24 protein-coding genes are annotated in these 20,345 nt (G+C 63.9%); 8 read left to right on the forward strand and 16 right to left on the reverse strand.

Going from position 1 to position 20,345, the window contains the following annotated elements:
- Window positions 1-12 precede the first annotated feature (12 nt).
- From AUC70_RS07240 to AUC70_RS07270, 7 genes are all read right to left on the reverse strand, one after another.
- Window positions 13-774, reverse strand: coding sequence for an ABC transporter permease (locus AUC70_RS07240; RefSeq protein ID WP_069444249.1), 762 nt, complete (start codon window positions 772-774; stop codon window positions 13-15).
- Window positions 771-1,697, reverse strand: coding sequence for an ABC transporter ATP-binding protein (locus tag AUC70_RS07245; protein WP_069444250.1), 927 nt, complete (start codon window positions 1,695-1,697; stop codon window positions 771-773). Before AUC70_RS07245 ends, AUC70_RS07240 begins: the two co-directional genes overlap by 4 nt.
- Before the next feature lie 85 nt (window positions 1,698-1,782).
- Window positions 1,783-2,187 (reverse strand): hypothetical protein, encoded by a 405-nt coding sequence (locus AUC70_RS07250; protein WP_069444251.1) that lies wholly within the window; start codon window positions 2,185-2,187, stop codon window positions 1,783-1,785.
- Window positions 2,184-3,365, reverse strand: coding sequence for a PQQ-dependent sugar dehydrogenase (locus AUC70_RS07255; protein WP_069444252.1), 1,182 nt, complete (start codon window positions 3,363-3,365; stop codon window positions 2,184-2,186). The genes AUC70_RS07250 and AUC70_RS07255 overlap by 4 nt, the downstream gene beginning before the upstream one ends.
- Before the next feature lie 97 nt (window positions 3,366-3,462).
- Complete coding sequence (locus AUC70_RS07260) at window positions 3,463-4,488, reverse strand: NUDIX hydrolase (RefSeq protein WP_425283585.1); 1,026 nt, start codon at window positions 4,486-4,488, stop codon at window positions 3,463-3,465.
- Window positions 4,489-4,575: 87 nt separating this feature from the next.
- Entirely contained in the window at window positions 4,576-5,067 is a 492-nt protein-coding gene (locus AUC70_RS07265) for a tyrosine phosphatase family protein (RefSeq protein WP_342021997.1), read from the reverse strand.
- A 43-nt stretch (window positions 5,068-5,110) separates the two neighbouring features.
- Window positions 5,111-5,725 carry a YfbR-like 5'-deoxynucleotidase gene (locus AUC70_RS07270; protein ID WP_069444605.1) on the reverse strand — a complete coding sequence of 205 codons (615 nt, stop codon included), beginning with the start codon at window positions 5,723-5,725 and terminating at the stop codon, window positions 5,111-5,113.
- 192 nt (window positions 5,726-5,917) lie between these two features.
- Between AUC70_RS07270 and AUC70_RS07275 the strand changes: the two genes are divergently transcribed.
- Entirely contained in the window at window positions 5,918-6,157 is a 240-nt protein-coding gene (locus AUC70_RS07275) for a DUF2188 domain-containing protein (protein ID WP_069444253.1), read from the forward strand.
- Between the two features lie 13 nt (window positions 6,158-6,170).
- Here AUC70_RS07275 and AUC70_RS07280 read toward each other — a convergent pair whose 3' ends face one another.
- Window positions 6,171-6,752, reverse strand: coding sequence for a DNA-3-methyladenine glycosylase I (locus AUC70_RS07280; protein WP_069444254.1), 582 nt, complete (start codon window positions 6,750-6,752; stop codon window positions 6,171-6,173).
- Window positions 6,749-7,633, reverse strand: coding sequence for a CAF17-like 4Fe-4S cluster assembly/insertion protein YgfZ (gene ygfZ, locus AUC70_RS07285; RefSeq protein ID WP_069444255.1), 885 nt, complete (start codon window positions 7,631-7,633; stop codon window positions 6,749-6,751). The genes AUC70_RS07280 and ygfZ overlap by 4 nt, the downstream gene beginning before the upstream one ends.
- 76 nt (window positions 7,634-7,709) lie before the next feature.
- Here ygfZ and AUC70_RS07290 point away from each other — a divergent pair, with 76 nt between their 5' ends.
- On the forward strand, window positions 7,710-9,053 hold the full coding sequence (locus tag AUC70_RS07290) for a dihydroorotase (protein WP_069444256.1): 1,344 nt from the start codon (window positions 7,710-7,712) through the stop codon (window positions 9,051-9,053).
- Between the two features lie 17 nt (window positions 9,054-9,070).
- Here the strand turns inward: AUC70_RS07290 and AUC70_RS07295 are convergent, their stop codons facing one another.
- The gene (locus tag AUC70_RS07295) at window positions 9,071-9,670 is read right to left on the reverse strand and encodes a hypothetical protein (RefSeq protein WP_069444257.1); all 600 of its coding nucleotides are present in this window, start codon (window positions 9,668-9,670) and stop codon (window positions 9,071-9,073) included.
- Between the two features lie 150 nt (window positions 9,671-9,820).
- On the opposite strand from AUC70_RS07295, the gene AUC70_RS07300 reads away from it, so the two are divergent.
- A complete protein-coding gene (locus AUC70_RS07300; RefSeq protein WP_141702012.1) occupies window positions 9,821-10,468 on the forward strand; it encodes a LysE family translocator in 648 nt (215 codons plus the stop codon).
- An 11-nt stretch (window positions 10,469-10,479) separates the two neighbouring features.
- On the opposite strand, the gene AUC70_RS07305 is transcribed toward AUC70_RS07300, so the two are convergent.
- The 3 genes from AUC70_RS07305 to AUC70_RS07315 form a co-directional block, all read right to left on the reverse strand.
- Window positions 10,480-10,740, reverse strand: a complete 261-nt coding sequence (locus AUC70_RS07305) for a hypothetical protein (RefSeq protein WP_069444607.1) — start codon at window positions 10,738-10,740, stop codon at window positions 10,480-10,482.
- 89 nt (window positions 10,741-10,829) lie between these two features.
- The gene (locus AUC70_RS07310) at window positions 10,830-11,396 is read right to left on the reverse strand and encodes a TIGR02301 family protein (RefSeq protein WP_244505538.1); all 567 of its coding nucleotides are present in this window, start codon (window positions 11,394-11,396) and stop codon (window positions 10,830-10,832) included.
- 97 nt (window positions 11,397-11,493) lie between these two features.
- Complete coding sequence (locus tag AUC70_RS07315; protein ID WP_069444259.1) at window positions 11,494-12,060, reverse strand: hypothetical protein; 567 nt, start codon at window positions 12,058-12,060, stop codon at window positions 11,494-11,496.
- Between the two features lie 109 nt (window positions 12,061-12,169).
- Here AUC70_RS07315 and AUC70_RS07320 point away from each other — a divergent pair, with 109 nt between their 5' ends.
- Window positions 12,170-12,868 carry an SOS response-associated peptidase gene (locus tag AUC70_RS07320; protein ID WP_158007392.1) on the forward strand — a complete coding sequence of 233 codons (699 nt, stop codon included), beginning with the start codon at window positions 12,170-12,172 and terminating at the stop codon, window positions 12,866-12,868.
- A gap of 26 nt (window positions 12,869-12,894) precedes the next feature.
- Window positions 12,895-13,779 carry a polyphosphate kinase 2 family protein gene (locus tag AUC70_RS07325; RefSeq protein WP_069444260.1) on the forward strand — a complete coding sequence of 295 codons (885 nt, stop codon included), beginning with the start codon at window positions 12,895-12,897 and terminating at the stop codon, window positions 13,777-13,779.
- A gap of 3 nt (window positions 13,780-13,782) precedes the next feature.
- Here AUC70_RS07325 and AUC70_RS07330 read toward each other — a convergent pair whose 3' ends face one another.
- Genes AUC70_RS07330 through AUC70_RS07340 form a run of 3 tightly spaced genes read right to left on the reverse strand, consistent with a single transcriptional unit; the run spans window position 13,783 to window position 16,904 of the window.
- Entirely contained in the window at window positions 13,783-14,502 is a 720-nt protein-coding gene (locus AUC70_RS07330) for an O-methyltransferase (RefSeq protein ID WP_244505539.1), read from the reverse strand.
- Complete coding sequence (locus AUC70_RS07335) at window positions 14,499-15,947, reverse strand: FAD-binding oxidoreductase (protein ID WP_069444261.1); 1,449 nt, start codon at window positions 15,945-15,947, stop codon at window positions 14,499-14,501. The genes AUC70_RS07330 and AUC70_RS07335 overlap by 4 nt, the downstream gene beginning before the upstream one ends.
- Before the next feature lie 9 nt (window positions 15,948-15,956).
- A complete protein-coding gene (locus AUC70_RS07340) occupies window positions 15,957-16,904 on the reverse strand; it encodes an L-threonylcarbamoyladenylate synthase (protein WP_069444262.1) in 948 nt (315 codons plus the stop codon).
- Window positions 16,905-17,029: 125 nt separating this feature from the next.
- On the opposite strand from AUC70_RS07340, the gene AUC70_RS07345 reads away from it, so the two are divergent.
- The 3 genes from AUC70_RS07345 to dxs all read left to right on the forward strand — a co-directional run bounded on the left by AUC70_RS07345 (window position 17,030) and on the right by dxs (window position 20,338).
- Window positions 17,030-17,956 (forward strand): histone deacetylase family protein, encoded by a 927-nt coding sequence (locus AUC70_RS07345; RefSeq protein WP_069444263.1) that lies wholly within the window; start codon window positions 17,030-17,032, stop codon window positions 17,954-17,956.
- Between the two features lie 31 nt (window positions 17,957-17,987).
- Window positions 17,988-18,245 (forward strand): exodeoxyribonuclease VII small subunit, encoded by a 258-nt coding sequence (locus AUC70_RS07350; protein WP_069444264.1) that lies wholly within the window; start codon window positions 17,988-17,990, stop codon window positions 18,243-18,245.
- Between the two features lie 149 nt (window positions 18,246-18,394).
- Window positions 18,395-20,338, forward strand: coding sequence for a 1-deoxy-D-xylulose-5-phosphate synthase (gene dxs, locus AUC70_RS07355; RefSeq protein ID WP_069444265.1), 1,944 nt, complete (start codon window positions 18,395-18,397; stop codon window positions 20,336-20,338).
- Window positions 20,339-20,345 lie beyond the last annotated feature (7 nt).

The raw sequence follows: 20,345 nt of genomic DNA on the forward strand, positions 1-20,345 counted from the left end.
CACGCTGTCCGGCTAGCTCTTCAGGCGGTAGCCGGTCTTGAACACCCACCACACCGCAGCGAGGCACAGGGCTAGGAACAGGCCGATCATGGCAAGGCTCACCTCAACGCGGACATCCGAAGTGCTGTAGAAACTCCAGCGGAAGGCGCTGACGAGATAGACGACCGGGTTGAGCAGCGAGATTTTCTGCCAGACCGGGGGCAGCACCTTGAGCGAGTAAAAGGTGCCGCCAAGAAACGTCAGTGGCGTGATCACAAGGAGCGGGACGAGCTGAAGCTGCTCGAAGCCTTCGGCCCAGAGCCCGATGACGAATCCCAAAAGGCTGAAGGTGAGGGCGGTCAGCACGAGGAAGAACACCATCCACGCGGGATGGTCGATCCTGATGTCGACGAACAGGGTTGCCGTCGCGAGAATGATGAGCCCGAGAATGATCGATTTCGTCGCGGCGGCTCCCACATAGCCGGAGACGATCTCGAACGGAGACAGCGGCGCCGACAATTGCTCGTAGATCGTCCCTGTGAAGCGGGGAAAGTAGATGCCGAAGGAAGCGTTCGCCACGCTCTGGGTCAGCAGGTTCAGCATGATGAGGCCCGGTACGATGAACGCGCCATAGGGTACGCCGTCGATCTCGCTGATGCGGCTGCCGATCGCCGCGCCGAACACCACGAAGTAGAGCGAGGTGGCGATAACGGGCGAGACCAGGCTCTGAAGAAGCGTGCGAATCCAGCGCGCCATTTCGAATTTGTAGATCGCGACGATGGCGGGAAGGTTCATTGGTCGCGCCTCACTAGGTCGACGAAAATTTCCTCGAGCGAGCTCTGCGACGTGTCGAGATCCTTGAAGCGGATGCCGGCGTCGGAGAGGTCCGTCAGGAGGTGAGTGATGCCCGTGCGCTCGCCCTGGCTGTCATAGGTGTAGATCAGTTCGTACCCGTCCTTCGCGAGCACGAGCTGATGCTGCTTCAACGTGGCGGGCACCGTGTCGATGGCCTCATGAAGCTGCAGGGTCAGCTGCTTCTGGCCGAGCTTGTGCATCAGCTCATTCTTGTTCTCGACGAGAACGAGTTCGCCTTTGTTGATCACGCCGATCCTGTCGGCCATGTCCTCGGCCTCCTGGATGTAGTGCGTCGTCAGGATGATGGTCACGCCCGAGTCCCGCAGTTGCTTGACGAGCGCCCACATCTCATTGCGCAACTCTACATCCACGCCGGCCGTCGGCTCGTCGAGGAACAGGATCTGCGGTTCATGGGAGAGCGCCTTTGCGATCAGGACACGGCGCTTCATGCCGCCCGAGAGCGTGATTAGCCTTGAATCCTTCTTGTCCCAGAGAGTGAGATCCTTGAGCACCTTTTCGATGTGGGCCGGATCCGGCCATTTTCCGAACAGACCGCGGCTGTGGGATACCGTGGCCCAGACGGTTTCGAACATGTCGGCCGTGAGTTCCTGTGGAACCAGGCCGATCATGGACCGCGTCGCCCGATAGTCCGTAATGATGTCGTGTCCGTCGACCGTGACCGTGCCGGCGCTCGGGGTGACGATGCCGCAGATGATGCTGATAAGCGTGGTCTTGCCCGCGCCATTCGGACCAAGCAGCGCGAATATCTCGCCCTTCTCGATCTCGAGATCGATGCTCTTGAGCGCATGAAAGCCCGACTTGTAGGTCTTCGACAGGCCTTGAATAGAGATGATCTGCGACATTGTTGGCGGCAGGTGTGCGTTGAGGGTGGGAGCGTGCAGAGCGAAACTGCGTGCTGTGGTGTCTAGGGCTGGGCGTCGGGCCGACTCACCCGGAATCGGCCTCCAACCTATAGCGCTCGATGACGCTCGGCTGGATCACATTTGCATGAAGAGCCAAGAGGATAAGCTTCGCGTCGGAACTCGTATCATCGTCGAGCGCCAGGTCAATCCGCTTCTCGACCGCCTGGGTGAGATGCACGCCGTTGGCGGTCGCGAAGGGCGCGTCCCCCACCATGCAGTAGGCGAGGAGTTCGGCAGCCGCCCGGCTGTCCTTGTCCGACAGGCTCATGCCATCCGTCTTGGCCATCAGGATGCGCAGGGCGGCGAGTTTGACGGCTTCGGGCACCAGCTTCGGATGCAGGTCGAGCGCGCGCAAATCTGCATCGAATGTCCGCAACGCCGGCGAACGGCCGAAAAGACCCATAAAGCCGATCGAAAGAGGCGGGATCATTGATCCTCTGCCGTGAGGCGCAGGATCTTCCCGTCATCTTCGTCAGTGAGGGCATAGACGGCGCCGTCGGGCCCTTGCACCACGTTGCGAATGCGGACGCTGAGCGGAATCCGTTCCTCGCCGGTGACCTTGTCGCCATCGATGCTGAGCCGGACGATGCTCTCTGAGGATAGGCCCCCAACGAGCAGATCGCCTGCCCAGGCCGGGATGGCCTCCGACGTCCAACCGGGAACGGGCTCGGCCGTATAGAACGTCGCGCCCGACGGCGAGATCACGGGCGTCCACTGACGGACGGCATCGGCGAATTCCGGCCGCGTCGGCGGATTGGGAATGTCCTTCCCGTCATAATGCGTGCCCCAGCTGACCAGCGGCCAACCGTAATTCTCACCCGGCGCCGGACGGTTCAACTCATCGCCGCCTTTCGGACCGAACTCCAGAGTCCAAAGCTTGCCCGTCTGCGGGTCGATCGAGGCGCTCTCCACATTGCGGTGACCGAGAGACCAGATCTCCGGCTGCGCGTCCTTCTGTCCGATGAAGGGATTGTCCTGCGGCACCGACCCATCCGGGTTGATCCGGACGACTTTTCCAAGGTGGCTGGAAAGATCCTGCGCGGGTTCGAACTTGAAGCGGTCGCCGAGCGTGATGAAGAGCGTGCCGTCGGGAGCGAAAGCGAGCCGTCCTCCGAAATGATTGGGTCCCTTCACTTTCGGCGTCTGCTGAAAGATCACCTTGAGGTCCGTCAGCCCGCCGTCTTGGAGTCGGCCTCGGGCAACGGTCGTGCCGACACCATCGTCTCCAGCTTCCGCATAGGACAGATAAATCAGCTTGTTGGTCATGAACGTCGGGTCGAGCGCCACGTCGAGCAGGCCGCCCTGGCCCTGGGCCACGACCTCGGGCACGCCGGACAGGGGCTCGGACAATGCCCCGTCCGCGCCGACCAAACGCAGGGTTCCCGGCCGTTCGGTTACCAGCATGCGGCCGTCCGGCAAGAATGCCATGCCCCAGGGGTGTTTCAGCCCCTCCGCCACGGTCTCGACCCTGATCGAGCCGGCTTCAGTGTCGATTGTTTGCTGCTGGGCAGCGGCAGGTCCCAAGTCGAGGGCCAGGACGGCGATCAGTCCGGCAAGGGCATATTGCGCAGCGGTCTTGCGGAGGTCTGCGAGGCGAGGCGGTGTCATCGGTGGCCAATACTCGAAAAAGGGGCTCGGAACGTCTCGTTTGCAATGTCGCTGTTCCAGGCCCCCCGTTCAAGGGGGCCAGGGTGCGGCCTCAGGGCTAGCTCCGGCCCGCGCTCACGCGCAGCCCGGGAGCGGGACGCTCCAGGACGACCTCGCGGCGAAAGCGGTAGAGCTTGGCCGGACGTCCGCCCGTCTCGGTCGAGACATTCCCGGTCGGCTCGACGAGCCCGCCTTTTTCAACGAGCCGCCGGAAGTTCTGCTTGTGCAGCAGCCTGCCGGAGATCGACTCCACCGTTTTTTGCAGGTCGTAGAGCGTAAACTCCGGCGGGAGCAGTTCGAACACGACAGGCCGGTATTTCAGCTTGCCGCGCACGCGGCCCATGGCGGTTGCGAGAATGCGTCGGTGGTCGAGCGCCATGGGGCGGCCGAGTTCGGGCAAATCGGCCCAGCGGTTCGCCGCCGAGCGGCCGTCACGCCGGGCTTCCTCCACGAGACCCGCTTCGTAGAGCAACTCGTAGCGCTCCAGGACCTTCTCTTCGTCCCAGCCGCCGCCGATGCCGAAGCCGATCTTGAGGCGTTCGGGGCGACGCAAGGGCCGGGCCGGCTCGCCGGGGGAAGGGGGCCGTTCGGCCCAGGCCTTCAGGCGGGGTTCGATCTCCTCGGTAAGGATTTGCGGCTTCCCCTCGCGCCAATCCTCCCATGGGAAGTAGGTGTACCAGGGAGACCAGTAGGCGCCGCGCATGTCCGCGGGCGTGCCGCGGGTCAGGGCGAGATAGCCGACCGAGAGCGTATGGGCGCCGCCCGGCTCCGCATGCCGGCCCCGGTCTCCAAAGGTGTAGAGCTGTTCGACGTATCCGAGTTCGATGCCCGTCTGCCGCTCCACCCATTCGCGCAGCCCGATTTCGAGCGTGCGATGGGCGCGCGGCGCAAAAGGACCGAAGGGAAGGGCGTCCCGGCAGTCCTCACCGGCGAGGCCCGGCCGCACCACCAGAATGTGCGGCTGCTGGTCCTGGACCATGACGATCGCCGCGTTGAGGCCGAGTTCGATCTGCGGATTGTTCGCGGACGGATCACCGTCCGAGTAGGTCTCGGCAGCCGCGTTATGGCGCCGCCCGCTAGCCATGGGCTAGACCGCGTGTCTTGCGGGTAGTGAAAACACCTTGCCCTCTTCGGCCAGCAGGCCGCGCCCCGATATGTTCCACCGCGGCGTTCATGCGGCCGCCGCGGCTAAGGACCTCGTCCGCGATCGCGACGATCCGCCGGTTCGGATAGGCGGTAGGGGAGGCGCGGCGCAGGCGCGCGCCAGGGAATGCTCATCCGCATGCGGATTGAGAGCGCAGAGAACGACGAACGCGCCGGCGGTGGAGCGGCTGATGCCGGCCCAGCAATGAATCAGCAGCGGCGCCTTCTGATCCCAGTCGACGGCAAACTCGATGAGCTTGGCGACATGGTCCTCGCTCGGGACCACGAGGCCATCGCGCGGTTCGGCGATATCGTTCATGGCCAGGCGCAAATGCCGCTCGTGGACGATGGTTTCGGGCGTGTCGATCAGGGTCTCCCCATTGATCAGCGTCACCAAATGGCTCACGCGCGCTGTCGCGACGGTCGCCTGAACATGGCTCAAGGGGCACACAAGGACGGTATCCGGGGACATCGTCTCCGGCTCCACTTGGTGATCACTGTCGAACGTCAGAGTATCCATGAGCCTCTCTAATGTAGCGATTCGCCTACCGTCTGTACGCTATTCATCTGGCAAGCTCGTGAAACCGTTTCAAGAACCTCTCCTCACCTTCTGACGCCGGAACTGGGCGCAAGCCGGTCAGAGTCGTGACGAGACGGGGGCTTAGGCCCTTTGGTTGGCCAAAAAATTTCCGGGCTTCGGCCTGCGAGAAGCCTGCAAGTCCCACAGCCTCATAGTAGGCGGCGATCTTATCGGCGCGCTTGATGAGCTGGCCGACCTCATCGGGAAGCTCGGTCGGAAGCCCGAAACGGACATGGATCGCCGTGAGGAGCCGCGATTCGAAGACGCGGTAGTCGAGCGATAAGGCCGCCTTGAAGGGGCTGATCAGGTCGCCGATGACGTATTCGGGCGCATCGTGAAGCAGCGCGGCGAGTTGATGCGCGGCGGGCTCGGACGGTGAGAGGTCCCGCACGATCGCCTCCACGAGCAGGCTGTGCTCGGCCACCGAGAAGGTGTGGTCGCCCCGGGTCTGGCCGTTCCAGCGCGCGACGCGCGCGAGCCCATGCGCGATGTCCTCGATCTCGATGTCGAGCGGGGAGGGATCGAGAAGATCCAGCCGCCGTCCGCTGAGCATGCGCTGCCAAGCGCGGGGCAGTGGAGTGTTGGATGCGGCGTTCAATGCTCTCTCTTCGTTGTTCGGCGCGAACTGATCGCAACGCGGCGGACAAGTCAAACAGGTCCTGCCGAACGATCGCCGCTATTGGAAGAGAGACGACCAAAAAAGACATGGACGATGCAACGCATGGATGCCAATCATAACGGTCTCGCGAATATTTAGAGGAACGACCAAGCACGATTGGGAGAACGCGACATGGCGAAGTTGCCGAGATTCTCGCTCAGCTACAACGACAAGAACAAGAAGTGGGAGCTGAAGCGTGAGGGTTCTGGAGAAGTCGTAAAACGATTCAAGACCAAGGCCAACGCGACCAAGGGCGGCGTCTTGGAGCGGGCCGTCAAGAAGATGGGCTCGGTGCGGATCAGAAAGCGCGACGGCAAGATTCAAGAAGAGCGTACCTATCCGCGCAGCATGGACCCGCGCGGACGCGGCTAGTCCTCAGGGCAATTTAAAGGGCGGCGCATTCCTTGTGCCGCTGGCAACTCGTCAGGTGATCGTTGACGAGCCCTGTCGCTTGCATGAAGGCATAGACGATGGTGGGGCCGCAGAACTTGAAGCCCCGCGCTTTCAGTTCCTTCGACATCGCGCGCGACAAGGGTGTTTCGGCGGGGACGTCGCGCATTGACTTGAAGCGGTTGATTACCGGCTTTCCGTCCACGAAGTCCCAGAGGAACGCCGAGAAGCCGGGGCCGCTCTCCATCATGTCAAGCCAGACTTGCGCGGACTTGATGGCCCCTTCGATCTTGAGGCGGTTGCGGACAATGCCCGCATCGCCCATCAGCGCTTCCACCTTCTTGGTGTTGTAGCGGGCGATCTTTTCCGGTGCGAAGCCATCGAAGGCGTCACGGAAAGCATCCCGCTTGCGCAAGATCGTGATCCAGGCGAGGCCCGCCTGGAAGCCGTCGAGGATGAGTTTCTCGTAGAGCGCGCGGTCGTCGTACTCGGGCACGCCCCATTCCTCGTCGTGATAGGCCACGTAGAGCGGATCGGTCCCGGGCCAAGGACAGCGGGAGGGAGCGCCGGTACTCATACGCTCTCGGCCACCGGCAACTCGAATGTCGCGAACGCGGGAAGGCGGACGGTGATCGTCGTGCTTCCGGCCTGCGGGGTCGTGCCCTTCGCCTTGGCCGAACCCAGCCGGTCGAGCCGGAGCAAGGCCAGCCCATGGGATCCGTGCGCAGAGCCGATAGCGCCCAATGGCACGGCGCCGGCCACCACCTCGGCGCCCGGCTCCAAGGGAGCATCGCCGTCGACGGGGACCACGCGTTTTCGCGCCGTGCCGCGATGCTGCATGCGGGAAACGACCTCCTGGCCTACATAGCAGCCCTTCTTGAAGTCCACGCCGTCCAGCTGATCGTAGAGTGCCTCGTGCGGAAAGGTATCGCCATAGGCGTAATCAGGTCCGCCTTCCGGAACGCCGAGGGCAATGCGGTGAGCGAGGTAGTCGGCCTCGCTCGCCGGAGCGCCGACCGCTTCGTCCAAGACACTGCCGTCCCGCAAGAGGATACGCAGGCCAAGCTCCGGCAGCCGGGGGTCGGCGAAGGCTATGGAGCCATCGGGCAGAGCGGGCGTGCCGCCCCAGGCCGCCGCGACGGTCCATGCGGGTTCTGCTTCGACGGTGACGGCCGAACGTAACTTGTAGAACGACAGCCGTTTTGCGAGGGCGTCGAGACTTTCCACAGGCGCCTCGATCAGAAAGCCGTCCCCGTCCGGCAGCACGAAGAAATCGAACAGGATTTTTCCTTGCGGCGACAAGAACCCCGCGAAGATGGCGCCGCCGTCATCGGTCTTGTTCAAGTCGTTGGTGACCAAGCCCTGCAGGAACGTCTTGGCGTCGGCGCCGGAAACGCGCAACACCCCGCGGTCGGTCAGGGAGGTTGTGTGGCAGATTTCTTGTTCGCGATGACTCATGGGGTGCCCTTCTGCTACCAAAGCGATGACTATCTAGGTGCCGGGCGTTTGCCCCACAAGGAGAAGCCGAAGCGCGATGGCTGAAACGTTCGACATCCTTTTCAAGGGCGGAACAGTAGTAAACCACACTGGCGAAGCCCCTGTCGATATCGGCGTGCGCGATGGGCGAATTCGCGCGATCGGCGAGATCGACGCAAGTCGCGCGGACCAGACGGTCGACGCGCGCGGCCTCCATATTCTGCCGGGCGTCATCGACACCCAGGTCCATTTCCGCGAGCCCGGTATGGAGCACAAGGAGGACCTGGAAACGGGCAGCCGCGCCGCGGTTTTGGGCGGCGTCACGGCCGTTTTCGAGATGCCGAACACGAGCCCGCCCACCACGAGCGCCGAGGCGCTGGCCGCCAAGGTCGCCGCGGGCACCGATCGCATGCATTGCGACTTTGCGTTTTTCGTCGGCGCGACCGCGAGAACGCCGCCGATCTCGGCCGAGCTCGAACGGCTTCCGGGCGCCGCGGGCATCAAGATCTTCGCGGGCTCCTCCACGGGCGATCTTCTGGTCGAGGATGACGAAACCCTCACGCAAGTGTTCTCCACCATTCGCCGCCGCTGCTCGATCCACTCGGAGCTCGAGTCCCGCTTGCGGGAACGGCTTCCGATCCGGCGCGTGGGCGACCCGACCAGCCATTACGAGTGGCGGGATGAAGTGGCTGCCCTCGAGTCTACGCAGCGTCTCCTGAGGCTGGCCCAGGCGACGGGCGCGCGAATCCACATCCTGCATGTCTCGACGGGCGCCGAGATGGAGCTGCTGTCGCACCACAAGGACGTGGCGACGGTTGAGGTCACGCCGCAACACCTGACGCTTGCCGGTCCGGAGGACTATGAGCGCCTCGGGACCAAGGTTCAGCAGAACCCGCCCATCCGGGATCGGGCGCATCAGGACCTGTTGTGGTGGGGACTGCAACAGGGCGTTGTCGATATCCTGGGATCGGACCACGCCCCGCATACGCTCGAAGAGAAGGCGGCCACCTATCCCGCAACGCCGTCCGGCATGCCCGGCGTGCAGACGCTGGTGCCGATCATGCTCGACCACGTCAACGCTGGCCGGCTCAGCCTCGCCCGTTTCGTCGACCTCACCAGTGCGGGCGCGCAGCGCCTCTTCGGAACCACATGCAAGGGCCGCATCGCCGTCGGGTACGACGCCGATTTCACGGTCGTCGATCTCAAGGCCGAACGCGTCATCGAGGACGCGTGGATCGGCAGCAAGGCCGGCTGGACGCCCTTCGCAGGCCGGAAGGTGCAAGGCTGGCCGATCGGCACCGTGATCCGGGGGCATCTGGCCATGTGGGAAGGCGAACTCGGCGCGGCACGCGGTCAGGCCGTGCGCTTCGACGAGGGGTTGCCGCAGAGCGGCACGGACTAATGTCCGCCGGCGCGCGCCTATTTCATGAAGTAGTGCCAAATGCCGTTCGGCGCGACCCCGAGGCGGTAGCCGGTGTATTTGCCTGACGCCATCATGGCTTTGGCCTCCTCGGGTGGGACCAGCCGGTAAAGCTCCACCTGTTCCTTCGGCGTGAGCGTGGTGAGATCGATCTCCGCGAAATACGGCCAGACATACATTCCGGTATCGCCCTTGCCCGTCAGGACGAAGCCGGTGCTCAGCATGTCCAACATATTTGCGAGAACGTCGCGCCCGGTCCCGTCCACGGACTGCGCCTTCCAATAGGCAATAGGGTCGTCGACATGCTTGGCCGCGACCATCGGCTTCAATTCGTTCGATTCGAGCACGGCCCGCATCTTTTCGATGTCGCCCGTCTCCGCTGCGAGCACGATCATTCTCAGGATTCGCTGGACCAGTTTGGGCGTGGCGGTGGCGTCGTTCAGGACCGTGGGGCCGGTCCTGGCGAGGACTGCTTCGGCCTCGGGGTCGGGCAGTTTGTCGCTTGCGCCAGCCGTGTTCCCCGAGCCGTAGACAAGCAACGCAGCGCCCGTTACCAATGCCGCGAGGGCGGCCATGACGACGTTTTTCCGCAGCTTCATGCGAGACTCCATGCGATTTGAGTCAATCTCGCAGAACCGCGGTCAGTTGCAAGTTCATGCCGCGAGTAATCAGGTGCGGGGTCGTGGCGATCGAGCCCGATCGATAGTCAGCGAATAGGTCCTTGGACTTTGGAAGCAGGCGCGCAAATTGTGCTGTCCGCCATCCAGCTCGTGCTTGCCGGGCTGGGAATAGGCTTGTTGATGGCGGCGCCGATCGGGCCCGTGAATGTCCTTGTGATCCAGCGGGCCGTGGCCAACGGCTTTTGGGGCGGTCTCGCAGCAGGCATCGGCGCCGTTCTTGGCGATGGCCTCCTCGCGGCTGCGGGCGCGTTCAGTATCGCGGCGATTTCGGATGTGATCCTCGCCTACGGCGATACGATTCAATTGATCGGTGGCGTGCTTCTCGTGGCGTTCGGCGTCGCGCTCCTTGTGACGCGGCCAGTGATGACAACCCCGCCCCACGAGCGCTCCCACATTCTCGAGCACATGGGCATCATCCCCCAGACCTTCATCCTGACCGTCACGAATCCCGGCGCGGTGTTGGGCATGGCGGCCATGATCGGCGGTCTGGGATCGCTCATCGGCGGCCTCAACACCAATCTGGAGGCGCTGATTCTCGTCGCCGCAGTGATGGGTGGCAGCCTGTTGTGGTGGCTCGGCCTGTCCGAACTGATCGCCACGATCCGCCACAAGCTGACGGACAACCGGCTGAAACTGATCAATCGGATCGCCGGTCTTGTTCTGCTCGGTTTCGGGGTCGCTCTGATCGTCGAGATCGGAGTGCGGTATTTCCGCTAGAGCGTGGCGGGCTATTGCGCCGTGCGCCGCAAGGTGAACTCGCCGTGGTGGATGCGGCGCGGGAGCCGGGACGTCATCTCGGCGACGGCGTTCTCGCCGTAGACGTCGATCAGATCCGTTAGAGCAGCGAACAGGGCCGCGTTGGCCAGCATCTCGGGCTCGATGCCGTCATGGAGTGCGTCCTCCCAAGCATCGAGGATGTAGCGCAGAGCCGCTTGCTTGTGGACCTCTCCGTCTTCTCCATGCTGTTCGATGCTGAATTCGGTGCTCAAGCGGGGGACTCCCTCGAAAGGCGAAACCATTTCGCCCGACACACTTACAACGCGTGCCGCCCGTCCGTTCGAGGAGAGTAAACTAACGGTTAATTTCTGGCCGCGTTCGGGCCGTCGTCAGACTGCGTGGCCTGAACCCGCGGCTGAGAAGCGCTCGCAAACACGGACGTTTGCGACAGCGCGGTCGCGAGTTCGGCGCCTTCCGTCGAGAAGCGGCTGGCGGCCCGCGTGGCCGACTCGGTGCAGGTCCGGTAGGTCCGGCGGTAGCCCCGGTACCCGTCGTTGAACTTGTTGACCAGCTTGGCGCGGCGGACGGCTGTCGTCCCTTCGTTTCGCAGGATCTCGTTCATCTGATCGCGCCAGAGCTGCCCCTCGCCGGCGCCGCAGAGTTCGCGCAGATAGTGAACCGCACCCAGAATTTCGGCCAAACGCATCAGATTCTCGTCATAAGGCCGATCGTCGGGCGGCGGCGGGGCCAGCACTTCTTCCGCCGGCGGCGTCACTTTCGGGAGGTCGTAACCCCGGCGCGGCGCGGCACGGCGCTGCTTCTTCGGCTTTTGCTTGTCGAAGAACCAGAAAAACTGAGCATTTGCAGGCGGAACATAGGCCACGGTGCCCGTACCGGCCCAAAAGAGCCCGCACAGAAGCAGTGCCAAAGGTTTCGCAAGCCGTCCCATAAGGTCTGACTAACGCCAATTCATGGTGAAATCTAGCCGCGCCGTGCGGCGTGGCCCGCCCTGAAGACGGCGGACGCTAGCGCTTGCGCAGCCGGAACAGCGTATCGATCGTGATCTGGCCGCGTTTCGCGCCCTGGCCGCCATCGTCCTCCGAGACATAGCCGTTGGCGATGGCATTGGCGTCGTCGATGAGAACCCGCAGGCGCGATGCCGCTCCCGAGCAGGTCATTGTGAGGTCGTTCTGGTTGTCGAGCGTCTGACCGACCGCGGCCACGACCCTCAGGGCCTCGGCCTGGAGACGTGCGACCGCGGAATCGAACTGTTCGCGCACCTTTTCCGGCGCCCGGCGATAGGCCGCGATCGCAAGGTCCTTGTTGTCGAGCGCGGAGCGGTTGAAATGCTCCTCGTAGTCCACCGCCTGCCAGCGGTGCAGGTCCGGTCCGAATGCGGACGGGTCGACCGGGAGCGCTTCCAACAGCATCACCAACTCGTGGAACTGATTGAGATAGTCCGAGGCCAGAAAGGTCTGTTCGTTGATGTTCGTGCCGGGGACATGGGAGCGCAGATGGCTGGCCATGGCGTTCTGAAATGCGGCGGCGATGGCGTCGCGGCTCACGTCTTCCTGGATTTCCGGGCGGGTCACGTTAGGCTCTCTCTTCTTTGGCAAAATCATGTGTCGCTCCTCGTTTCAGGGTTGCGGCATTATGGTTTCCATCTGGTTAACAACGGTTGGGACTCATCGGCGCGCCACCATGTGCTCTCGTTACGATCTGACCACGCCACCGGAGGCCGTCCGCGCCTTTTTCGGCTATCGCGACAAGCCGAACTTTCCGCCGCGCGACAACATCCGGCCGACCGAACCGATCGCCGTCGTGCTTCTGGATGCTGAAGGCGAGCGGCGCTTCCGTCTGATGCGTTGGGGATTGCTGCCGCACTTCGTGAAGGACCCGAAGACGTTCCCGACCCTGTTCAATGCCAGGTCCGAGGAACTTCTCTCCAAGCCGTCGTTTCGCAATGCCGCGCGCCGCCGCCGCTGCTTGATTCCCGCCGACGGCTTTTACGAATGGACCGGACCCAAGGGACAGCGCCGTCCGTACTATCTGCGGCCGGAGCCGCCGCAGCTGTTCGCCTTCGCCGGGCTTTACGAAAGTTGGAGCGAGCCGGAAGGCGGCGTGATCGATACGGCGACGATTCTCACCTGCGAACCGAATGCGACGGTTGCCCCGCTGCACAACCGGATGCCCGTCATTCTCGCGCCCGACTGCTACGATGCGTGGCTCGATACGAAGGATGTCAGCGCCGAGGAAGCCCTTGCCATGACGGGCCCGGCACCCGACGATCTGCTGGAGGCGATTCCCTTGCATGGAAAAGTCGGCGCAAAGCCGAAGTCTGGAACGAAGGGAACGACAAAAGACGACAAGAAGAAGTCGTCACAGCCGCCGTTGCTTTAGGCGGTTACGCGATAAGGGGGAGGAAAATGCTGCCAGACAAGATTCTCGATCGGTACCGCGTCACCAAGGGCGACAGTTTCAAGCTCAAGGACTACGACCCCGACGATTCGGGCAATGTCGACTTCAGCAAGAAGGACGGCGAGGAACTGCTCGAGCTCGGCGTCAAGCGTTTGTCTCGACTCCAGCAGCGCCTTTACGCGGAAGGCCGCTGGGCGGTGCTTATGGTGCTGCGAGGGATCGATACGGCCGGCAAGGACGGCATCATCAAACACGTGCTCACGGGCGTGAATCCGCAAGGGGTCACGGTGCATTCCTTCAAGCAGCCGAGTCATTTGGAGTTGGCGCATGATTATCTGTGGCGCGCCTATCGCGCATTACCCCAGCGCGGCCACCTCGGCATCTTCAACCGGTCCTACTACGAAGATGTGCTCGTGGTGCGCGTGCACCCGGATCTGCTTCAGAACCAGAACCTGCCGCCCGAACTCGTCACGAAGGACATTTGGAAAGAGCGCTATCAGGACATCAACGATTTCGAGCGGCATTTGTCGCGAAACGGAACGCTGCCGATCAAGTTCTTCCTGAACATCTCAAGGAAGGAGCAGCGGGAGCGCCTGCTCGCGCGCTTGGAGGATCCCGACAAGATCTGGAAGTTTTCGGCCGCCGACGTCGCCGAGCGCAGGCTGTGGGACAAGTACCAGAACGTCTATGAGGAAATGATCCGCAGTACGGCGACGGAGCACTCTCCCTGGTACGTGGTGCCCTGTAACAAGAAGTGGTTCGCCCGGCTTGTCGTCGCCGGCGTGCTGTCCGAACACATCAAATCGCTCGATCCCAGCTTCCCGAAAATGTCCAGCGAGGACGCGGCGGAGATTGATGCCGCGCACAAGGAGCTCCTGGACGAGGGGAAATAGCCTCTAGTCCGATGGAGCTTGCGTCACCTGCACGATCGCGAGGCCGTCGTGGCCCTTGTGTCCAACGGTCTGAAACGCGGTTGCGGTCACGCGCGGATCGGCGGCCGCGCGGGCATAGAACGCACGCAGTCCTTTGACGTGTTTGTTGTCGCTTTGCGCGGCGAGGATCGCACCTTCGCGCACCACGTTGTCCACCACGATGAACGACCCGGGCCGGGCGAGCTTCACCGCCCAGTCGAAATAGTCGGGCGTGCTCGGCTTGTCGGCGTCGATGAAGATAAGGTCGAACGGCCCGGCACCTTCCGTGTGCAACGCGGCCATGGAGTCGAGCGCAGGGCCCACACGGACGGTGATTTTGTCGCCGAGGCCGGCGTTTTCGAAATTGGCTTGGGCGATTTCGGCATGGCGAGGGTCGAGTTCGAGCGTCGTCACATGGCCGCCCTCTGCAAGGCCGCGCGCGAGCCAGATCGTGCTGTAGCCGCCGAGCGTGCCCACTTCCAAAATCTTGCGCGCCTGCAAGGCCCGGGCGAGCATCATCAGCAGCTTGCCCTGCAGGGGCGCGACCTGAATCGCCGGAAGGCCCGCCGCGTCGCAGGCGGCTTGCGCGGCCTCGAGGACCGGATCGGCCTCTAGGAAGTTCTCGACGATATAGTCGTCGATCGCGAGCCACTTGTCGTCCTGAGTCATATGAGGCGGCTTCTCGGGCGGCGCGGATTGGGTCATAGAAGTTTTCCTGGATTGAGGATGCCGTTTGGATCGAAGCTGGCCTTGATCGATTTCATGAGGTCGATCGCGACCGCGCCTTTCGCGTGGGGCAGGAGATCGCGCTTCATGCGCCCTATCCCGTGTTCGGCACTGATCGAACCGCCGAGATCGAGGACGATCTCGTGGACCGCGGCATTGAGCGCCTCCCAATTCGCGAGATACACATCCTTGTCCATGCCGACGGGCTGACTGACGTTGTAGTGGATGTTGCCGTCGCCGAGATGTCCGAAGGGAACGGGCCGGGCGCCGGGGATCATCAGCTCCACGAGATCGTTGGCCCGAACAATAAACTCAGGCACATGTGCGATGGGAACGGACACGTCGTGCTTGATGCTGCCGCCTTCGTATTTCTGAACTTCGCTCATGACCTCGCGCAGCTTCCACAGCTCACCCGTCTGCCGGTCGGACGTCGTCAGGACGGCGTCTTCGATCACCCCGGATTCGATAGCGCCGGCGAGTTGCGTCTGCACAAGGTCATGGACCGTTGCGCCGGCGAGGGGGCTGGAAACCTCGAGAAGGACGTACCAGGCGTGGGGGGCTCTGAGCGGATCATGAAGTCCCGTACCGTGTTTGATCGCGAAGTCGAGACCGATGCGCGGCAGGATCTCGAAGGCGGTGAGCATTGGCCCGGCCGCGTCGCGCATCCGGGCCAGAAGCTCGGTCGCGCTTTCGAGGTCGCCCAAGCCCGCCATACAGGTGACCCTCTCGGCGGGACGGGGAAACAGGCGCAAGACCGCTGCCGTGATCACGCCGAGCGTTCCTTCCGCACCGATGAAAAGATTCTTCAGGTCGTAGCCCGTGTTGTCTTTGCGTAAGCCTTTGAGGCCGTGCCACACGCGCCCGTCCGCGAGAACGACTTCGAGCCCGAGCGCGAGATCCCGCGCGTTCCCGTACGCAAGCACGGCCAGGCCGCCCGCGTTCGTCGAAAGGACGCCGCCGATTTGGCAGCTTCCCTCGGAGGAGAGGCTCAAAGGAAACAGGCGCCCGACGGTCTCGGCACGTTGCTGGGCATCGGCTAGCGTCAGTCCGGCTTCGACCGTCATCGTGTTGCTGGCTAGGTCCACGTCGCGAATATGCGCGAGACGCTCCAGCGAGAGGACGATCTGGCTGCCGCTCTCCATCGGGGATCTGGGCGCCCACAGGCCCGTGTTGCCGCCTTGCGGCACGACGGCGGCCCGCGCGTCGTTGGCGCATTTCAGCACCGCCGCGACCTCGTCCGTCGAGCCGGGCTTAACGACAATTGCCGCCTTTCCGCGATAGCGGTCGCGCCACTCGGTGAGGTAAGGCGCCATGTCCTTGGGATCGCGCAGCGCATATTGCTCCCCGACAATGGTCTCAAGCGTGGTGAGCGTCTCTGCCGAGGGCGGTTGCAGCTTTGTCGTGGGACGGGCGTCAGGGCTCATGGCACAGGGCTACCGCGCCTTGGCGGCACGCCGCAAGCGGTCGTTGATCGCTTCCCCAAGTCCGTCGTCGGGAATGGGCATGACGGCGATGGCGCGCGCACCGCTTTCGTCGAGGCTGCGCAGCGCCGCGAAGAGGCGCGCGGCGGCCTCATTGAGGTCGCCCGCGGGGCTGAGATTGATCGTTGTATCCGCGCCGTCGGGAACATTAGGACCAAATGCTAGCAGCGCCTCGCCGGGCTCGATGGTGGTCGCGTTGAGCCGTACGGGCGTTTGCGGCGCGTAGTGGCGTTCGAGCTGACCGGGTGAGGCGATCGGCGCGTCTTGCGCCGCAAGGTCGATGGGGTGACCCAGGACAGCCTCGATCTCGGACCGCGGCACCGCGCCGAGGCGCAGCAGGATTGGGTGCTCGCCCACAACGCTCACGACGGTGGACTCAAGGCCGCGCGCGCAAGGACCGCCGTCCAGAATAACGTCTGGAATGTCGCCGAGCTCCGCCGCCACATGGCCGGCTTCCGTCGGGCTGATGCGGCCCGAGCGGTTGGCGCTGGGCGCGGCTATCGGCAGCGCGCCTGTGAGAAGGGCGCGCGCGACAGGGTGGGCGGGAACCCGCAACGCGACCGTGCCGAGCCCGGCCGTGACCAGATCGGCAATCCCACCTTCGGGCCGTTTCAGCGCCACGATCGTCAAGGGCCCGGGCCAGAAGGCGGCGGCAAGCGCCCGTGCCTCGGTGCCGAACTCGGCCAAGCTCTCGGCCGTTTCCAGATCCGGCACATGCACGATCAGCGGGTTGAATTGAGGCCGGTCCTTCGCGGCGAAGATCTTGGCGACGGCCGTTCGCCTCCCGGGCGCGGCGCCAAGGCCATAGACGGTCTCGGTCGGAAATGCGACGAGGCGGCCGGCGGCGAGCGCTTGAGCCGCGCGGGCGATGGTTTCGTCTGTGGCGGGAAGAACAGGCATGGTGCGTCCGATTTCTCTGGTTCCATGTCGCGTGTCCGATCAGGCAGGTCAAGCGAGCGTGTGCGGTCGCACTGGCCCGGCGCTCCAAACGGGGTATCATGGGAGCGGGAGACCCCAAGGACCGCATGACGACGTTGCTTCTCACGCACCCGGCCTGCCTCGCGCACGACACGGGTTACGGCCATCCGGAGCAAGCCGACCGCTTGCGCGCCATCGAGCGGACCCTTAGCGCCGAGGACTTTGCGGATTTGAAGCGGCAGGAGGCCCCGCTGGCCGAGCTGTCTGCGATCGAACGCCTGCACCCCAAGGCCTATGTCGCCGACGTTCGGGCCGCGATTCCCAAACAACTCCACAGCTGGCTGGACCCGGACACGGTGGTGTCGCCGGGGAGCTGGGAGGCGGCCTTGCGGGCGACGGGAGCCGTGCTCCATGGGGTGGACCAGGTGGTGGCCGGCAAGGCGGACAATGCCTTCTGTGCCGTACGCCCGCCGGGCCATCATGCCGAACCGTCCCGCGCCATGGGCTTCTGCCTCTTCAATTCCGTCGCCGTCGCAGCGTTGCATGCACGCGAGGCCCATGGTGCCGAGCGCGTGGCCGTGATCGACTTCGATGTCCACCATGGCAACGGCACCCAGGCCGCGTTCTGGACCGACGAGGACCTTTTCTACGGCTCGACCCATCAAATGCCCTTGTTTCCGGGGACAGGGGCCAAGGACGAGACGGGCGTCGGCAATATCTGGAACGCGCCGCTCGCCCCCGGAGACGGCGGCGAGGACTTCCGGGCGGCGTACTCGACGCAAATTGCCCCGGCGCTCGACGCATTTGCCCCTGACTTCGTGCTTGTCTCGGCCGGTTTCGATGCCCATTTGAGGGACCCGTTGGCCCAACTCCGCCTGCAGGAGGACGATTTTGCTTGGATCACGGAGCAGTTGCTGGAAGTCGCGGCGAAACATTCGGGCGGCAAACTCGTTTCTACTCTGGAGGGCGGTTACGATCTCGATGCCCTGGCCTCGTCCGCCGCTGTCCACGTCAAGACGCTGATGGGCGCTTGAGGCAGAGAAGGGAAACCGCTAATTCAAAACCATGGCTAAATCGTCCGGCACTGCTGATATCTCCACATTGAGCTTCGAAGACGCGCTGAAAGAGCTCGAGACCATCGTCGACCGCCTCGAAAAGGGCGATGTCGAACTCGAAGCATCGATTTCGATCTACGAGCGGGGCGAGGCCCTGCGCGCTCATTGCGATAAATTGCTCCGCAGCGCCGAGGCGCGCGTGGAAAAAATCACCCTCAATCAGGACGGCACGCCGAACGGCGTCGAGCCGCTTGATGTGGAGGACTAACCGGCAAACTTGGGCAAGGCCGGTTTGGGGTATGGTTGTAGACGTTGCCAGCGTGAGGTCGGCCCGGTAAGCTTGCTGTAACGCATTGATACGACGAGAAATTTCAAAACTAAAACCGTCGCGGAGAAAGTCCTCCTACAGGAAAGCGAATGAGCGCCGAGAACGCCACGCCACTACTAGACCGAATTCACACGCCGAAGGATTTGCGTCAGCTCACCGATGACGAGCTCAAGCGCCTCGCGGACGAACTTCGCCAAGAGACGATCAGCGCCGTCTCGGTGACCGGCGGTCACCTGGGCGCGGGGCTCGGCGTGGTCGAACTGACGGTGGCGCTCCATCACGTCTTCGATACGCCGGACGACCGGCTGATCTGGGATGTCGGCCACCAGTGCTATCCCCATAAGATTCTCACCGGGCGCCGCGACCGCATCCGCACCTTGCGTGCGCCTGGCGGCCTATCCGGCTTCTGCAAGCGCGCGGAGAGTGAATACGATCCGTTCGGCGCCGGCCATTCGTCGACCTCGATCTCTGCGGGCCTCGGCATGGCCGTGGCCCGGGATCTGTCCGGCGGCGCCAACAACGTGGTCGCCGTGATCGGCGACGGGGCCATGAGCGCGGGCATGGCCTACGAGGCCATGAACAACGCCGGTGCGATGGATTCGCGGCTGATCGTGGTTCTCAACGACAACGACATGTCGATCGCGCCGCCCGTAGGCGCCATGAGCGCGCATCTGGCGCGGATTATTTCAGGCGGCACCTATCGCCGTTTCCGCCGCTGGATGAAGGAAGCGGCGCACAAGCTGCTGCCGGGGCGCTGGCAGCGCCAGGCGGCCCGTGTGGAGGAGTTCGGCCGCGGTTTCTGGACCGGCGGCACGCTGTTCGAGGAGCTCGGCTTCTACTATGTGGGGCCGATCGACGGTCACAATCTCGATCATCTCCTGCCCGTGCTGCGCAACGTGAAGAAGATGCAGAACGGGCCGATCCTGGTGCACGTGGTGACCCAGAAGGGCAAGGGCTATGCGCCGGCGGAGGAGTCCGCCGACAAATATCACGGTGTCAGCCGCTTCACGGTCGTCACCGGCACCCAGGAGAAGGCGGCGCCGGGTGGCCCGCCCAGCTACACCAAAGTCTTCGCCAACGCCCTCATCGAAGAGGCTAAGGCCGACGACAAGGTTGTCGCCATCACGGCCGCGATGCCGTCCGGAACCGGACTCGACAAGTTCGGCGCGGCCTTTCCCGACCGCTGCTTCGACGTCGGCATTGCCGAGCAGCACGCGGTGACCTTTGCGGCTGGCCTCGCGTCCGAAGGCTACAAGCCGTTCGCCGCGATCTACTCGACCTTCCTGCAGCGCGCCTACGACCAAGTCGTGCACGACGTGTCGGTACAGAAACTGCCCGTGCGCTTCGCGATCGACCGCGCCGGTCTCGTCGGTGCGGACGGCCCCACCCATGCGGGTTCGTTCGATACGGCGTTTCTGACCTGCCTGCCGAACATGATCGTGATGGCGGCCGGTGACGAAGCCGAACTCATGCATATGACGGCGACCGCTGCCGCAATCGACGACAGGCCGACGGCGTTCCGCTATCCGCGGGGCGAAGGGCTCGGCGTCGACCTGCCCGAGCGCGGCAAGCCGCTCGAGATCGGCAAGGGCCGCATCGTCCGCGAGGGCTCGGCCGTCGCACTCCTATCCTTTGGGGGGCGGCTCGGCGAATGCCTCGCTGCCGCCGAGGAATTGTCCGGGTTCGGCCTGTCGACGACCGTGGCCGATGCCCGCTTCGCGAAGCCGCTGGACGTGGATCTCATTCGCGACCTCGCCAGGAACCACGAAGTCCTTCTCACCGTCGAGGAAGGCTCGACCGGCGGTTTCGGCGGCCATGTGCTCCACCAGCTTGCGTCGGACGGATTGCTCGACGGCACGCTCAAGGTTCGGACGCTGGTTTTGCCCGATCGCTATATCGATCAAGGCAAACCCGCCGCGATGTACGCGGCTGCCGGCCTCGATGCGGACGGGATCGTGAAGGCGGTCTTCACGGCCCTCGGCAAGAACGATATCGGCAAGGATGCGAAGGCGGGCTCGGCGCAGCGCGCCTAATCCAGCG

Origin of the sequence: Methyloceanibacter stevinii, assembly GCF_001723355.1 — a bacterium.
Taxonomy (GTDB): domain Bacteria; phylum Pseudomonadota; class Alphaproteobacteria; order Rhizobiales; family Methyloligellaceae; genus Methyloceanibacter; species Methyloceanibacter stevinii.

Coding starts and splice junctions, on each gene's coding strand:
- AUC70_RS07240 (WP_069444249.1), bottom strand. CDS start 774: ATGAACCTTCCCGCCATCGTCGCGATCTACAAATTCGAAATGGCGCGC.
- AUC70_RS07245 (WP_069444250.1), bottom strand. CDS start 1,697: ATGTCGCAGATCATCTCTATTCAAGGCCTGTCGAAGACCTACAAGTCG.
- AUC70_RS07250 (WP_069444251.1), bottom strand. CDS start 2,187: ATGATCCCGCCTCTTTCGATCGGCTTTATGGGTCTTTTCGGCCGTTCG.
- AUC70_RS07255 (WP_069444252.1), bottom strand. CDS start 3,365: ATGACACCGCCTCGCCTCGCAGACCTCCGCAAGACCGCTGCGCAATAT.
- AUC70_RS07260 (WP_425283585.1), bottom strand. CDS start 4,488: ATGGCTAGCGGGCGGCGCCATAACGCGGCTGCCGAGACCTACTCGGAC.
- AUC70_RS07265 (WP_342021997.1), bottom strand. CDS start 5,067: ATGGATACTCTGACGTTCGACAGTGATCACCAAGTGGAGCCGGAGACG.
- AUC70_RS07275 (WP_069444253.1), top strand. CDS start 5,918: ATGGCGAAGTTGCCGAGATTCTCGCTCAGCTACAACGACAAGAACAAG.
- AUC70_RS07280 (WP_069444254.1), bottom strand. CDS start 6,752: ATGAGTACCGGCGCTCCCTCCCGCTGTCCTTGGCCCGGGACCGATCCG.
- ygfZ (WP_069444255.1), bottom strand. CDS start 7,633: ATGAGTCATCGCGAACAAGAAATCTGCCACACAACCTCCCTGACCGAC.
- AUC70_RS07290 (WP_069444256.1), top strand. CDS start 7,710: ATGGCTGAAACGTTCGACATCCTTTTCAAGGGCGGAACAGTAGTAAAC.
- AUC70_RS07295 (WP_069444257.1), bottom strand. CDS start 9,670: ATGAAGCTGCGGAAAAACGTCGTCATGGCCGCCCTCGCGGCATTGGTA.
- AUC70_RS07320 (WP_158007392.1), top strand. CDS start 12,170: ATGTGCTCTCGTTACGATCTGACCACGCCACCGGAGGCCGTCCGCGCC.
- AUC70_RS07325 (WP_069444260.1), top strand. CDS start 12,895: ATGCTGCCAGACAAGATTCTCGATCGGTACCGCGTCACCAAGGGCGAC.
- AUC70_RS07330 (WP_244505539.1), bottom strand. CDS start 14,502: ATGACCCAATCCGCGCCGCCCGAGAAGCCGCCTCATATGACTCAGGAC.
- AUC70_RS07335 (WP_069444261.1), bottom strand. CDS start 15,947: ATGAGCCCTGACGCCCGTCCCACGACAAAGCTGCAACCGCCCTCGGCA.
- AUC70_RS07340 (WP_069444262.1), bottom strand. CDS start 16,904: ATGCCTGTTCTTCCCGCCACAGACGAAACCATCGCCCGCGCGGCTCAA.
- AUC70_RS07345 (WP_069444263.1), top strand. CDS start 17,030: ATGACGACGTTGCTTCTCACGCACCCGGCCTGCCTCGCGCACGACACG.
- AUC70_RS07350 (WP_069444264.1), top strand. CDS start 17,988: ATGGCTAAATCGTCCGGCACTGCTGATATCTCCACATTGAGCTTCGAA.
- dxs (WP_069444265.1), top strand. CDS start 18,395: ATGAGCGCCGAGAACGCCACGCCACTACTAGACCGAATTCACACGCCG.